The following is a 14,571-nucleotide window of genomic DNA, read 5'->3' as shown; positions in this document are numbered from 1 at the left end:
ACGGTTCTGCCCGTGAAGGAGGCCGGCGCGGGCCGCGGTCAGGCGCTCTGCGGGAGGTTGATCTCGGGGAAGCGGTACTCGACCCGGTCGCGCTCGGTGTAGAGCTGCCAGTACGTCTCGGCCAGCGCGTCGGGGTCGAGGACGTTCAGACCGGTCACCCCGCCCGTCACGGCGGCCAGTTGCTCCGGCGTCATCGCGGCGTAGGACTCACTGTCCTTGATCAGCGCGGCGAGGGTGGAGACACCCGCGTACACACCGGCGCCGGCGACCTCGCCGTGCAGCGAGTGGACGAAGTTGCGGACGGCCGACATGGCCGGGCCGATGCCACTGATGTACGGCTGCGGATCGGCGGCGGTGAACCCGCCGGTCACGATGAAGGCACCGTCGCCGCGCTCGGTCATCTCCGGCAGGACGGCGTGGGCGATCTCGACCGGGGTGAGCAGGAAGAGGTTGACCAGCGGCGCGAGCCGGGCGGCGTCGAGCTCGGCGGCCGGGATGAAGGCGGTGCCGCCGGGCAGGGGCTGGTACGACACGACGTCGATGCGGCCGAAGCGCTCGCGGACGGCGTCGACGACCCGGCGGGCGTTGGCCGGGTCGGACAGGTCGGCGGGGAACGCCGCCGCCTCGATCCCCTCCGCGGCCAGGCCCTGGACCAGGGACTCGAGGCGCTCCGGGCGACGGGCGATCAGCGCGACGCGGAAGCCCTCCTTGCCGAAGCGACGGCCGAGGGCGGCACCGAGACCGCTACCGGCACCGAAGATGGCGACAACCTTGGACATGGGAATTCCTCGATCCGTGATGAAGGGGCGTCGACCGACCGACGATCGACGCGGAAAGAGCAGAAAAGAAAGAGCAGAAAAAAATGGGCTCCACCTCAGGGGTCCAGCTCAGGGGATCCACCTCGGCGGGCCCGCCCCCTACCCGGGCCTCAGGCCGGGAAGTCGATCGAGCGGGCCACCTCTCGACCCGCGTCGACCTCCTCCAGACGGCCGGTGAGCGCGGCGCGAATCGCCCCGTAGGCGTCACTACCCAGCGCGACACGCCGCGGCGCGGGTGTGACGTCGGCCGAGCCGATGACGGCGGCGGCCACCTTGACCGGGTCGCCGGGAGCGTTGCCGGTGATGTTGCCCGCGGTCGCGAGGTACTGGTGCAGTTGCCCGACCGGGGTGGAGGCGTACACGGGCAGCGGGTCGGCCACGCTCAGGGAGGAGCCGAAACCGGTGCGGATCGCCCCGGGCTCGATCATGGTGACGCCGATGCCGAACGAGGCGACCTCGCCGATCACGGACTCCAGGAAGCCCTCGACGCCCCACTTCGACGCGTGGTACATGCTGGCACCCGCGCCGGAGATGTGCGCACCCATGGTGGAGGTCTGGATGAACCGTCCGCCGCCCTGGGCCCGAAGGTGCGGGACGACCGCGCGGAACAGCTGGATCGGCGCGGTCATGTTCAGCGCGATCTGCTCGTCGATCGCCTCGTCCGACAGCTCCTCGGCCGCGCCGACCGCACCGCGGCCGGCGTTGGAGAACACCACGTCCACGTGGCCCAGTTCGGTGAACGCGCGCCGCACGACCAGGCGGAGCGCCTCCGTGTCGGTGACGTCCAGCGCCGCGGTCCACAGCAGCTCCGGGTACTTCTCCGCCAGGTCCGACAGTGCTTCCGGCTTCCGCGCCGTCGCGGCGACCCGATGCCCCGCCTCCAGCAGCTGCTCGACCACGAGCCGCCCGATGCCGGCCGACGCGCCGGTGACGAACCAAGTCTTCGTTGTCATGTCTCATCCTTAATCCAACTTGTTGGTTGGGTTGAGACGAACGTACACCGAGCCCGGATCGCCTGTCAAACCATCCGGTTGGCTTACTCGCCTCCTGACTCACAACCGGCCGGTTGGTTTATTCTCCTGGAATGAGACACGACTCCACCGCCACCCGCGTGCGGCTGCTCGACGCGGCGTTCGACGAGTTCGTCCGCGTGGGCTTCGCCGGCGCCCGCGTCGACCGCATCGCCGCCGCCGCTTCGGCGAACAAGCAGGCCATCTACGCGTACTTCGGCTCCAAGGAAGCCCTGTTCGACGCCGTGCTCGCCGACCGCATGACCTTCCTCGCGGACCTGGCACCGTTCACCCCGCAGGACCTGCCGGGATACACCGGCGCCCTGTTCGACGCGCTGACCGCGGAACCGGGGCTGCTGAGGCTCACCCAGTGGAAGGCACTGGAACGGCCCGAGGTCTCCCAGCTGGAGCGGGAGGCCCACATCACCAAGGCGGCCGAGATCACCCACGCCTACGGGGCCGGCGCCGAGGCCGGGATGGACGTCTTCATGCTGGTCGTCGCGGCGGCCCAGGCATGGGCCACGACCGCCCCCGAGATCCGCAACCCGGGCGGCGCCGACGAGGTCGCCCGCCTCACCCAGCACCGGGCGGCGATGACCACGGCCGTCGAGGCGGCAATAGGCGCCCTGCTGCCCTCGACCCGGAGGGACCAGGAACGGCACCCCTGAAGGTCCCGCCCCACAGCCACCGTCGCCCCACCGTCACCGTCACCGTCACCATGCCCGCCGCAACGCCCGCCGCCCCTGGATCGAGATCGACAAGGCCACCATAACGATCTGTTAAGTGACACTTGACACAGCTGTCGGTCACTTCCAAGATGCGGCGTTAAGCATCACTTCATGCACGACCTCCGTCGCCGAGGAGACCCATGTCCGACCCGTCACACGCCACCCGACGTGCCGTCCCGCACGGCAGAAGCAAGGCCGTCGTCATGGCGGCCTGCGCCACACTGATCCTCACCGCGAGCGCCTGCGGCACCGAGCAGGCCGCACGGGACTCGGCCGCCCCGGCCGCCCCGCACGCTCTCGCCGCCGACGGCCTTTCCCTGTCCGGGAGTTCGAGCTCGGACGGCAGGAACCTGGTCGTCTACGACAACGACTGGACCTCGTCGGGGGCGACCTCGATCCTGCCCCTGCTGGCCGACCCCAAGGTCAAGGTCCTGGGCACCACCGTGGTCACCGGCGACGGTTGGGCCTCCCAGGGCACCGCCGACGCCCTCTCGTTCTTCGAGAAGATCGGTCGCCGGGACGTCCCGGTCGCCGAGGGCTTCACCTACCCGCTCATCAACTCGCCCCAGCGGGCCTATGCCTTCCAGAAGATGTACGGCGGACGCAAGTCCTGGCTCGGGGCGTTCAACCGGCCAGACTCCGGCGCCGACCGACCCGCCACCGAACCCGGCACGTTGACGAAGCCGCCGTTCGGCTGGGCCAAGTCCCTCAAGCCCAGCAAGGAACACGCCGTCGACTTCCTCATCGACCAGGTGCGCGCCCATCCCCACCAGGTCACCGTCGTGACCGCGGGACCGCTGACCAACGTGGCCGGAGCGATACGCAAGGACCCCGAGTTCGCCTCCCTCGCCAAGGGCATCGTCATCGGCGGCGGCAACCTGTACCAGCTCAGCCCCGGCGAGAAGGACCCCGGCTTCAACTCCAGCGAGGGCTTCAACTTCCGCTTCGACCCGGAGGCGGCGCACATCGTGCTCACCGCCGGCTGGAAGAAGGTCACCGCCCTCGGCGACGTGACGTCGTCCGTCGTGTTCGACGACGCGATGCTCGCCCGGATCAAGGCCGACAAGACCCCGATCAGCGACTACGTGGCCAAGGCGGGATACGTCGGCTACCCGATCTGGGACGAGACGACCACCGAGGTCGCCGTCGACCCCGGTCTGATCCGGCAGAGCATCCCGCTCCGCATGGACGTCGACATCAGCGAGGGCCCGGACTACGGCGCCACCCGTGTGTGGGCCGACGGCGACTCGCCCGGTCTCGGCGAGGTCGAGGTGCGGTACGTCCAGGCCGTCGACACCAAGCGCGTCGCCGACGCCTTCGTGAACTCCACCCGCTGACGGCACTCCCCTGCTGCGGCCCCTGCCCCGTGCGGACACCGGTACGTACCGCACGAGGGCAGGCGCAGCCGGCCCTAGCTGTGCGCCGGTGCGCCGGTCGTCAGCACGTGTGCGAGGGCTTCCGTCAGCCGGGTGTTCTCCTCGGGTGTGCGGCAGGCCACGCGCAGGTACCGATCCCCGTCGGTCATGGACTTGCCCTCGCAGCCCTTGATCAGAATCCCATGGGCGCTGAACATGCGCCGTACGGTCGTGCTCGCCGAGACCCCGTCGGGGAGGCGGAGCATCACGAAGTTGGCCGCCGCGGGGAGAACCGTCACTCCCGGCAGTTCCGCCAACCGCCGGGCCAGTTCGTCCCGGTCACGAGCGACCCGCTCACAGCTCTCCCTGAACGCCTGCCGGTGGCGCGGCAGGAGGCGCAGGAAGCCTTCGGCGACACCGTTGACGTTCCAGATGGGGAGCGCGTCGCGCACACGTGAGACGAAGTCCAGGTCGGCGGAGTTCAGATAGCCCAGCCGCAGGCCCGCTATGCCGTACGCCTTGCTCATGCTCTTCACCACCACCACGTTGGGCATCTCCCGCAGATCGGGCTCCAGGCTCTGCTCCGGGGAGCAGAAGTCCGCGAAGGATTCGTCGACCACCAGACGGACGTCGAGTTCCGCGAGCAGCTTCGCGAGGAGCACCAGATCGGTGCGCGGCACGGCCATCGAGGTGGGGTTGTTGGGTGAGGTCACGACGACCGCGGACAGGTTCGCGCGCCGTGCCTCGTCCGCCACGAAGTGGGGATCGACGGTGAAACCGGGATGCGGAAGGCTGATGCGGTGGAGCCGCTGGGCGGAGTAGGCCGCCTCGTACTCGTTGAAGCCGGGTACGACCACGCCGGTGCGGCCGGTCGTCCTGCCGAGGATCTTGATCAGCTCGGAAGCCCCGTTGGCCACCGCCAGTTGCTCGGACGGCTGCCCGAGGGCGGCGCCCAGCAACCGGTCGAGGTTCCGCTGCCCGACCGGATAGTGCACGAGCGACTCGCGGAATTCCCGGGCGAGGCCGTCGAGCATCTCGGGCGGGGGGAAGTAGAGGTTGTAGAGCAGGCAGTGATCGGTGACTTCGTGGCGCCAGTAGCCACCGTGCATGTCGTGCAGCATGCTCAGGCGCTCGTCCGCGTCGCGGAACAGGTACTCCGCGGCTTCGAGATCGGTGAGCGTGTCGACCTCGTACCAGCGCGCGTCCCGGCAGTCCACGGCCCGCACCGCGACCGACCCCGCCGTCACCGTGTCCGCCACGACCTGCTCGAAGTACGACATGGAGCCGCCGCCGTCGATCAGCTTCTCCAGGGCCGGCACGAACTCCTCTCGCAGGTAACGCTCCCGCAGCAGATACGCGTTGACGGTCTTGAAGGTGCCCGTCAGGTCCATGGCGGGATCCTGGTCCTTGGAGAGCATCATGCCGGTGACCGTTCCCTCGGCGTCCAGCATGACGACCGTCCCGTCCATCGACGGCTGGTAGGGGGCGACAGCCATGACGATCTGCTCGGCGGGCTCACGAAGTCGTTCGACGACGCTCAGATCGAAGAGTATGTCGCCCTCGATCAGGAGAACGTCCTGGTCGAGGTGTTCGCGGGCCAGCCACAGGGAGTACGCGTTGTTGGTCCGGTCGTCGATGCCGTTCTCGACGTAGTGGATCCGCATGCCGGCGAACGTGTCGCCGATCGCCGCGCGCACGTCGTCCGCGAAGTGCCCGGTGGCCACGACCACTTCGCGGACCTGAGCCGCTGCCAGGTTCTCGAGCGCGCGGGCCAGGATGGACTTCCCCGCCACCTCGGTGAGCGACTTCGCCCGACCGAGGCCCAGCCTGCGCCCCATTCCGGCCGCCAGGATCACAGCCTTAGCCGTCATATTCGTGAGTTCTCCCTGCATGACCAACCACCTTGAGACCGGGATCACCAGCGTGCCGCGCTCGTACCAGCAAAAATCACCGCCCACGCTACGCAGCCGGCATCGCGCGGCGACACCGATAAACGTCGCGCACCGGCACCGAGAGACCTCGGCGGCGCACCGAGAGACCCTGCCACGCGATTCTCCCGATCTCCCTCACCAATACCGAGAGATATATGGACCGTTGATTCCTTCGGTCGTTTTTCCTTCCCCTCGCACCGTCCCCGTGACAGTGTTCTCGGCAGCACAACAAGTGCCGAATGCAAGGAGATTGAAATGACCGAGCAGAACCTTCGGACCACCGCCTCCGACGAGGTCTCCGACGTCGAGCTGGACTCCGAGGAGCTGGAGGACGTGACCGGCGGTCTGTCGGCGCTCAAGGAGATCTGATGACGGTGCCATCGGCCGTCCACCGCCATGAGGCGGTGGACGGCCGATGGCCTTTTTCATGAAGGAGGGTGAAAGATGTCACACGCTGCTGTATCGGTCCTGGCCGCGATGCGGGAGGAACTGAATCACAAAGAGAAGTCGAAAGCCGTGCAGGCCACACGGGAGAAAATCCGAAGCATGGTGGAGTTCGATTCCGCGGCCGGCGCCGTGCGGCTCGACAAGCTCCTTCGACGTGCGGTCGAGCAGGTTCCCTACTATCGCGGACTGTCCCCCGACGTCCGACACGGCCTGAACGATTTCCCCCTGGTTCACAAGGCCCAGTTGCGCGACTGTTTCACCGACTTCATCGCCCGCACGGGCGACGGACGGATGGAACGCGGCACGTACTTCATGAACCAGACGAGCGGCAGCACCGGCCAGCCGGTCCGGGTCCTGTCCACCGCGGAGTCCACCGGCGTGACCAACGCGGTCGTCCAGGAGCGCATCAACGTCTTTCGCGACGTCCCGGCGAGCGGTGTCGTGCTGCACGTCGGACTGATGTACGCGGGCATGAAGCAGATGGAGGCGATCTCCCTGCCGCGCCCTTACGTAAAGATCAATCTTCCCGGGTTCGATCCCGCGTCGTCCGAGTCGAGGGAGCAGTACGAGGCCGTCGTCGGCAGTTTCCCGATCGACAAGATCACCGGTTCGTCGAGCCGCATCATCAGCCTGGCCCGCTACTGCGACGACCGCGGCATCACGCTGCGTCCCCGGGCCGTCGTCGCCTCCCACGAGCACATGCCCGAAAGCGGACGGCGCCTGGTGGAGGCGGTCTTCGCGTGTTCCGTGACCATGCTGTACATGACGTCCGAGACAGGTCCCTCGGCCTGGGAATGCCCTCGGCACAGAATGCACTTCCAGGACGACTTCGTGGTCCCCGAGATGATCGCGCGCGACGGGCAGGACGGCTCCGACATCGTGCTCACCGACCTCTCCTCCACGGTCATGCCCATCATCAGATATGTGAGCGGCGACATGTCGACCGGGGTCACCGAGTGCGATTGCGGTCTGCCCGGCACGGTCGTCGACGGTTTCATCGGACGCGCGCGGGTGAGCCTCCTGGGCCGCGACGGTGAGTTGTACTCGCCCTACACGCTTCTCGGCGCCCTGGCGGAATCCCGGATCACCGACTTCCAGCTCGTGCAGGAGGAAGAGGGAGTCGTCCAGTTGATCGTTCCGGCGGACGACGGATCGTGCGGGGCCGTGGCCCGTGTCCTCAATGACGCGCTCGACGAATCCCTCGGTGCTCGCCGGGGGTTCCGCCTCGTCGCGCGCCCCGACGAGCCCTTCGTCCTGACGGCGGCCGGGAAGAGGAACCCGGTGGTCCAGCGGCTCGACCTTCCCCTCGGACCCGAACGCCAGGGCTACATCCTGCCCGAGTTCATGTACATTCCCGCGCGCGCCGCCCATGTCTCCGGCGGCGTCGGTCACTGACCTTGAAGCGTGATGTCGTCAGGGGCTGACGACATCACGCTTCAAGGTCAGTAGGCGCTGTTTTCGCTGAGAGGGTCAGCCGGCGGCGTTCGCTGTGGAGAGGACCGGTGTGCGCGAGGTGACACGGCACATGATCGGGCCGAATTCCTGGAGAGTCACCCTGGTGCCGAGTGGGACTTCCGTGTCCACGGGTGCGAGTTCATAACGCTGGAGCAGCACGGCAAGACAAAGTACCGACTCCAGCATCGAGAAGTGCTGCCCGATACAGGCTCGCGGACCACCGCCGAAGGGATACCACGCATAGCGCGGGCGGCCTGCCTCGGCCTCCGGTGAAAAGCGCTCGGGGTCGAACCGCTCCGGGTCCGGCCAGTATTCGGGCTTGCGGTGAGTCACCCCTGGGCAGATGAGCACATCGGCTCCGGCCGGGATACGGTACCCGTCGACCACGGTGTCGGCGACGGCCCGGCGGCCGACGAACATGATAGGCGCGTGGACACGCATGGCTTCCTTCAACACCATGGTGAGGTAGGGCAGCGAGTCCAGGTCGGCGGCTCCCGGCCGACGGCCTGCAAGCACCTGGTCGACCTCCGCACGGGCACGGGCCTGAGCCTCGGGATGCTTGGCGAGCAGGTGCAGCGTGACGGCCAGCGAGGTCGCGGTGGTCTCATGGCCGGCGAGCAGAAAGATCAGCACCTGGTCGCGGAGTTCGTCCCCGTCGAGCGCCTCGCCGTGCTCACCGCGGGCGCGGATGAGCACACTCAGCAGGTCGTCGCCCTCCTCGTCCCCGCCGGCACTCCAGGCCGCGGCCCCTGCCTCGGTCTGCCCGGTCCGGCGCTCGGCGATGATGCGGTCGCAGAGCGCGTACAACTCGCGCCGGGCGGCGGCGCCGCGGCGGTTGCCCGGGGTGGGCCAGTGGCGGGGCAGCCTGAGCAGGGAGTAGCCGCGCTGCAGGGTGTAGTCCAGGAGTGTGGGCCAGTAGCGGCGCATCACCTCGACGGCCGCGTCGGCGTCGGCTCCGAACAGGATGCGGGACAAGGCGTGGAGTGAGAACGACGGCATCTCGCTGCTCAGGTCGACGGTGCCGCCGGGAGCGCTCTGCCATCGCTCGGCGAGCAACTCCGCGTCGGTGCACGCGGCGTCGGCGTAGCCGTCGACCCGGCGACGGGTGAAGAGCGGCTGGATCAGTCGCCTTTGCCTCCGGTACTCGTCGTCCTGGCTGGTGACCAGACCGTTGCCGATGGACTCCCGGATCTCGCCGTACAAGACGTTGTCCTTGCGGAAGTTCGCCGCCTGGGTGCCCAGCACCTGCTGGGCGCCTTCGGCGGAGAAGACCAGGTAGAGCTTCTGCCGCAGGCCCGGGGGTCCGGCGGTGAGCCGGACGACATCCCCGTAGTCACGTTGGGCGCGCAGGAAGGCGGTCATCGGATTCTTGCGCAGTTCCAGTAAGGACCCGATCAGCGGCAGACCGGCCGGCCCGGGGATATGAGTGTCAGTCACGCGTTTCCGCTTCCCATCCGTGGTCTGTGGTTGCTGCCGAGACTGGCAGGGACGTCCTCCCCGCGGGACTACGTGGATACGTAGTCCCGGTCCTACGTATCCACGCGGTGTCCGTGCGGCGGGACCCGCGAACAATCAGGTGTGGCCGGGTGTCAGACCGTGTCGCAATGCCGGGGAAGAGCAGGAGCAGAAGGACATCATGACGACGATTTCGCGATACAGCCGCTTCGAAGCACTGGGGGCTTACTTACCCGCCGCGGTGCAGTCGACATCCGAACTGGTCGCCCAGGTCACCGGAGTACCGAGGCTGCCCGTGGAGCGCATCACGGGGGTCGCGGAGCGCCGGGTCGCCGACCCGGACCCGGCGGCCGGAGAGGACTCCTTCGGCCTGGCCTTGCGGGCGGCCCGGGACGCACTGAGCAACTCCACATACGAAGCCGCCCAGTTGGACGTGGTGATCTGCGGTTCGATCAGCCGTGACAAGGGCGGCGGCCGCTACTATTTCGAGCCGTCGTTCGCTCGCATGCTCGCCGAGGAACTGGGCGCCCACTCGGCGATCCACTTCGACGTGTCCAACGCCTGCGCCGGGATGATCACCGGTGTCCACATCCTGGACCGGATGATCCGGCAGGGCATCGTCCGCAACGGCATGGTGGTGAGCGGCGAGCGCGTCACTCCGCTGGCGCAGACGGCGGCGGCCGAGATGGACAGTGTCCGCGACCCTCAGTTCGCCTCCCTCACTGTGGGGGACTCCGGCGCCGCGGTGATCCTCGACGAGTCCGCGGACGAGGCGGACCGCATCCACTACGTCGAGCTGATGACCGCTTCCGCATACTCCCACCTGTGCCTGGCCATGCCCAGTGACCGTACGGGAGGCCTCGCCATGTACTCGGACCAGAAGCGCATGCACGCCAAGGAGCGGCGCAGCCTCTGGTCAAGCTTCTACGGCGACTTCCTGGCCAAGAACGGCGCGGACTTCGCCGACGAGAAGTTCGACTACATCATCCTTCACCAGGTCGCCACGCGCTTCATAGAGTCCTCGATCGAGCACGCGGAGGCGGCGTTCGGTACCGCCGTGCCCGAGTCCCTGTCCGTGGTGGAGCAGTTGGGGAATACCGGCAGTACCTCGCACTTCATGGCGCTCAGCCGGCATCTGCGGGCCGGAACCGCCCGTCAGGGAGCCAAGTTCCTCCTGGTGCCCGCCGCCTCCGGCATGGTCCTCGGCTCCCTGTCCGCGACGATCTCCAATCTGGGAGTCTGACCCATGAGTACGGTGATCACAGCCGCCTCGACCACCGCGCCGCAGGCCGCCCGCGCTTCCGACACCTCCGTGCGGCTCGCCGCCCAGGCCGCCCAGGACTGCCTGGCGCAGGCCGGGCTGTCGCCCCACTCGGTGGGCGTTCTGGTGAACGTCGGCGTCTACCGGGAGAACAACGTCATAGAACCCGCCCTCGCGGCGATGGTGCAGAAGGAGGTGGGCATCGGCCTGGATTACCTGGTCGACCCGGTGGCCGGCTTCTCCTTCGACTTGATGAACGGCGCCTGCGGCGTGCTCAACGCCGTCCAGGTCGCCCAGGCCCTGCTGGGCAGCGGCAGCACCGACCGGGTGCTGATCACCGCTGCCGACGTGCACCCCGGCGGGCACGCCGGCGCGGACCCCGGGTACCCGTACGCCGACCTCGGCGCGGCCCTGCTGCTGGAGCACTGCACCGACGACGACAGCGGTTTCGGCCCGGTACGGACCTACAGCGCGCGGGGGACCGAAGGGACGGTCGGCTACGCGGACCTGTCCGGCGCGAGTGGCGACGAACGGAGGCTGATCACCGTACGCCGTGACGGGGACTGGGCAGACCGGCTGCTGGACCTCACCACGGACAGTGTCCTCGGGTACCTGCTGGAGGAGGGGCGGGCACCGGACCGTACGCTTCTGGTCTGCAACCGGCCCACCACCGACTTCGCCGCCCGGCTGGCCCGGCGGCTGGACCTGGACGCGGCGGCCGTCGTGGCTTCCGGGGCGCCGGCTGCGCAGGACGGCGAGCCGCACACCGCCGCGCCGGTGCTCAGCTACCTCCAGGCGGTCCGGGACGGACTCCCCGAGGGGTACGACCAGTTGCTGTTCGTGGCCGCCGGCGCCGGTCCGAGCGTCGTCTGCGCGAGCTACCGTCCACTGGACCGGTGACGGAGCGATGTCACCGACAGCGGTCTCCGTCGGCCTCGGGGAAGGCCCGGCCGACATCCTGGAGCGTTATGCCCGCGCCTTCCCCGCCAAGGCCGCGATCATTCACCCGGACGGTCACCGGGCCGGTGGGGCGATCCGCTACGGCGAGCTGACCTACGGCGAACTCCAGGACCGGGTGGAGCGACTGGCAGCCGGCTTCCACCGGGCCGGCATCACCCGGGGGACCAGGACCATCCTGATGACGCCGCCGGGCCCCGACCTGTTCGCCATCGCCTTCGCCCTGTTCCGGATCGGCGCGATCCCGGTCGTGGTGGACCCCGGCATGGGCGTCAAGCGGATGCTGCACTGCTACCGGACGGTGGGCGCGGAGGCGTTCATCGGGCCACCCGTCGCCCATGTCGTACGGGTCCTCGGCCGTCGTACCTTCCGGGGTGTCCGCACCCGGATCACCCTGGGCCGCCGCTGGTTCTGGGGCGGCGAGACGCTGGAGCGGCTGGGCGACGGCCCCCGTGCCGAAGACCTCCCCCGGCCCTCCGGCGACGACCTGCTGATGATCGCCTTCACCACGGGCAGCACCGGCCCTGCCAAGGGGGTGAAGTACACCCAGCGGATGACCGCGCCCATGGTCCGGCAGATGCTCGCGCTCCACGACCGCGACCGCGACGCCGTGTCCCTGGTCACTCTGCCGGTGTACGGCATCCTCGATCTGCTCTGCGGCTCCACTCTGGTGCTCGCGCCGCTGTCGCCGGCGAAGGTCGCGAACGCCCGGCCCGAACTGCTGACCGAGGCCCTGACCCGCTTCGAGGTGACGAGCATGATCGCCTCTCCGGCCCTGCTGCGGGTGCTGGGGCGGTACCTGACGCAGCGTCGGACCACGCTGCCGGAGCTGAGGTTCGTCGCTTCCGGCGGGGCTCCCGTTCCACCGGACGTCGTCGAGACCGTACGCGGTGTACTCAGCGAGAAGGCGGAGCTCCATGTGACCTACGGGGCCACGGAGGCACTGCCGGTCTCCTCCATCGAGTCGGCCGAGGTACTGCTTGAGACAGCCGCGCTCTCCGCGTCCGGCGCGGGCACATGCGTCGGACGCCCGCTGGAGGGCATGGCGGCAAGGATCATCCAGGTCTCCGACGCGCCGCTGGCCCGGTGGGACCCGGAGCTGGCCGTACCGGAGGGTGAGATCGGCGAAATCGTGCTGGCAGGCGAGTCGGTGAGCCCGGGCTACTACGCCGACCCCGTCGCCGACGCCCAGCACAAGATCCGTGAGGAGACCGGCGACGGCACCACCCGGCTGTGGCATCGCACCGGTGACCTCGGCTATCTGGACGCATCGGGACGGCTGTGGTTCTGTGGCCGGCGCACCCAGCGGGTGCGCACCCCCGGCGGGGATCTGTACACGGTGCAGTGCGAGGGCGTGTTCAACGCCCACCCGGCGGTCCGGCGCACTGCCCTCGTCGGGGTCGGAGAGCCCGCCGCCCAGCGGCCGGTGGTCTGTGTGGAGACCGAACCGGGCGCCGGTGATGTCGAGTGGCGGCAGCTCGTCTCCGAGCTGCGGCACTTGGCGGCCGGTCAACCGGTGACCCAGGGCCTGGGGGAATTCCTGCGGCATCCGGCCTTTCCGGTGGACATCCGGCACAACGCAAAGATCGGAAGAGAGCAGCTCGCCCGCTGGGCCACCCGCCGGCTCGCATCGAGTGCCGCGGCCACCCGGCGCGTCCGGGCGCTGCGCGCGATACCGCTGCTCGGCTGGGTCTACGTGGCGGCCGGGCCGGCCCTCCCCACGGACCAGCCGGTACTGCGGGCCCTGTGGTGGGTCGACGTCTTCCTCAGCGTCGTGGTCCACGCCGCCCAGATCCCCAAGGCCCTGCCGCGTGGCCGCGCCGCCGGGTACAGCGGCGCGGCGACCGCCGGCCTGACCATGCTCTACGGCGCGACCTGGTGGCGCACCCTGCCCCCGGCCACCGGCCCGGTACGGCACGAGAACCCGGGAGCGTCATGAAGGTCCTGATCACCGGCGCGTCCGGATTCCTCGGCGGACATCTCGTGGACGGCGCACTGAGTGAGGGCCACGACGTCCGGGTGCTCGTCCGCAGGAGCAGTGACCTCACGCGACTGCGCGGCGTCTCCGGCCTCGAACTGGCTTACGGCGACCTCGGCGACGCCGCCTCGCTGCGGCGCGCTGCCGAGGGCGTCGACGTCGTCCACCACAGCGCCGCGCGGGTCGTCGAGCACGGGACCCGGAAACAGTTCTGGGACGCCAACGTCCTCGGCACCGAGCGGCTGATGAACGCCGCTCGTGACGCCGGAGCCGAGCGTTTCGTGTTCATCAGCAGCCCCAGCGCCCTGATGCAGGTGGGGCAGGGAGACTGCCTGGACATCGATGAGAGCACCCCCTACCCCACCCGCTACCACAACCTCTACTCCGAGACGAAGGCCGTCTCCGAACGCATGGTGCTGGCCGCGAACCGCCCGGGCTTCACCACGGTCGCACTGCGCCCGCGCGGCATCTGGGGACCACGCGACCACTCCGGGTTCCTGCCCCGGCTGGCCGCGAAGATGGCCCGGGGAAAGCTGCCTGATCTGCTGGGCGGCCGGAAGGTACTGGTCTCGCTGTGCCACTGCGACAACGCGGTCGCCGCGTCGCTGCTGGCCGCGAAGGCCCCGGCGGAACGGATCGGCGGCAAGGCGTACTTCGTCGCCGACCGGGAGCACACCGACCTCCAGGTCCTGATCGGACGGCTGGCGGAGCTGTTCGGTCTGCGGCCGCCCACCCGCCGGATCCCTCCGCTCCTCCTGGACGCCCTCGTCGAGGCCGTCGAGCTGGTGTGGCGGGTGCCCGCGCTCGCCGCCCGCCGCGAACCCCCGCTCAGCCGCTACGCGGTGGCAATTCTCACCCACTCCACCACGTACAACACGGACGCCGCCGCACGGGACTTCGGCTACGTGCCCGTGATCGGCCAGGAGGACGGGCTGAAGCAGCTCGTCACCTGGGTCGAATCGATCGGCGGTGTCCAGCAGTTCGTCCGCGCCGTGCTCCGACCGTGAAAAGGACAACGGCGTCAGCGATCAGGCGGTGACGGTGCGGTCGGAGGAGTGTCGTGACGGTTCGTTCCGCACAGGGTCGCCGTGCGCGCCATGGTCCCCGCCAAGGACGCGCAGCGCATCATGGACGACCTCTACGCCATCGGCGCCCGCGCCATCCTGACCACGGCCA

The 14,571-nt window shown here is 69.1% G+C and carries 11 protein-coding genes and 1 pseudogene; 8 read left to right on the top strand and 4 right to left on the bottom strand.

All coding sequences use genetic code 11. From position 1 onward, the window contains the following. Positions 1-38: 38 nt before the first annotated feature. The gene (locus AB0F77_RS38000; RefSeq protein ID WP_361957747.1) at positions 39-779 is read right to left on the bottom strand and encodes an SDR family NAD(P)-dependent oxidoreductase; all 741 of its coding nucleotides are present in this window, start codon (positions 777-779) and stop codon (positions 39-41) included. 149 nt (positions 780-928) lie between these two features. Beyond that, positions 929-1,771: an SDR family oxidoreductase gene (locus tag AB0F77_RS37995; RefSeq protein WP_361957744.1), complete on the bottom strand. Its 843-nt coding sequence runs from the start codon at positions 1,769-1,771 to the stop codon at positions 929-931. A gap of 131 nt (positions 1,772-1,902) precedes the next feature. Here AB0F77_RS37995 and AB0F77_RS37990 point away from each other — a divergent pair, with 131 nt between their 5' ends. Together AB0F77_RS37990 and AB0F77_RS37985 are read left to right on the top strand one after the other, a co-directional pair. Continuing rightward, a complete protein-coding gene (locus AB0F77_RS37990; RefSeq protein ID WP_361957741.1) occupies positions 1,903-2,496 on the top strand; it encodes a TetR family transcriptional regulator in 594 nt (197 codons plus the stop codon). Between the two features lie 200 nt (positions 2,497-2,696). Continuing rightward, the gene (locus AB0F77_RS37985) at positions 2,697-3,893 is read left to right on the top strand and encodes a nucleoside hydrolase (protein ID WP_361957738.1); all 1,197 of its coding nucleotides are present in this window, start codon (positions 2,697-2,699) and stop codon (positions 3,891-3,893) included. 74 nt (positions 3,894-3,967) lie between these two features. Here the strand turns inward: AB0F77_RS37985 and AB0F77_RS37980 are convergent, their stop codons facing one another. Further along, entirely contained in the window at positions 3,968-5,782 is a 1,815-nt protein-coding gene (locus AB0F77_RS37980; RefSeq protein ID WP_361957735.1) for an aminotransferase class I/II-fold pyridoxal phosphate-dependent enzyme, read from the bottom strand. A gap of 606 nt (positions 5,783-6,388) precedes the next feature. Between AB0F77_RS37980 and AB0F77_RS37975 the strand changes: the two genes are divergently transcribed. Further along, entirely contained in the window at positions 6,389-7,684 is a 1,296-nt protein-coding gene (locus tag AB0F77_RS37975; RefSeq protein ID WP_361957732.1) for a hypothetical protein, read from the top strand. A gap of 75 nt (positions 7,685-7,759) precedes the next feature. Here the strand turns inward: AB0F77_RS37975 and AB0F77_RS37970 are convergent, their stop codons facing one another. Next, positions 7,760-9,181, bottom strand: a complete 1,422-nt coding sequence (locus tag AB0F77_RS37970; RefSeq protein ID WP_361957729.1) for a cytochrome P450 — start codon at positions 9,179-9,181, stop codon at positions 7,760-7,762. Positions 9,182-9,440: 259 nt separating this feature from the next. Here AB0F77_RS37970 and AB0F77_RS37965 point away from each other — a divergent pair, with 259 nt between their 5' ends. The 5 genes and pseudogenes from AB0F77_RS37965 to AB0F77_RS37945 all read left to right on the top strand — a co-directional run. Beyond that, entirely contained in the window at positions 9,441-10,442 is a 1,002-nt protein-coding gene (locus AB0F77_RS37965) for a 3-oxoacyl-[acyl-carrier-protein] synthase III C-terminal domain-containing protein (RefSeq protein ID WP_361957726.1), read from the top strand. Positions 10,443-10,445: 3 nt separating this feature from the next. Then, positions 10,446-11,360, top strand: coding sequence for a hypothetical protein (locus AB0F77_RS37960; protein ID WP_361957723.1), 915 nt, complete (start codon positions 10,446-10,448; stop codon positions 11,358-11,360). Positions 11,361-11,367: 7 nt separating this feature from the next. Then, positions 11,368-13,356 (top strand): fatty acid CoA ligase family protein, encoded by a 1,989-nt coding sequence (locus AB0F77_RS37955; RefSeq protein WP_361957720.1) that lies wholly within the window; start codon positions 11,368-11,370, stop codon positions 13,354-13,356. Continuing rightward, positions 13,353-14,402: an NAD-dependent epimerase/dehydratase family protein gene (locus AB0F77_RS37950; protein WP_361957717.1), complete on the top strand. Its 1,050-nt coding sequence runs from the start codon at positions 13,353-13,355 to the stop codon at positions 14,400-14,402. The genes AB0F77_RS37955 and AB0F77_RS37950 overlap by 4 nt, the downstream gene beginning before the upstream one ends. Before the next feature lie 75 nt (positions 14,403-14,477). Then, positions 14,478-14,571: pseudogene (locus tag AB0F77_RS37945) on the top strand (ATP phosphoribosyltransferase); the annotation flags it as partial.

Origin of the sequence: Streptomyces sp. NPDC026672, assembly GCF_040638185.1 — a bacterium.
Taxonomy (GTDB): Bacteria; Actinomycetota; Actinomycetes; order Streptomycetales; family Streptomycetaceae; genus Streptomyces.
This window is presented reverse-complemented; position numbering and strand designations above follow the sequence as displayed.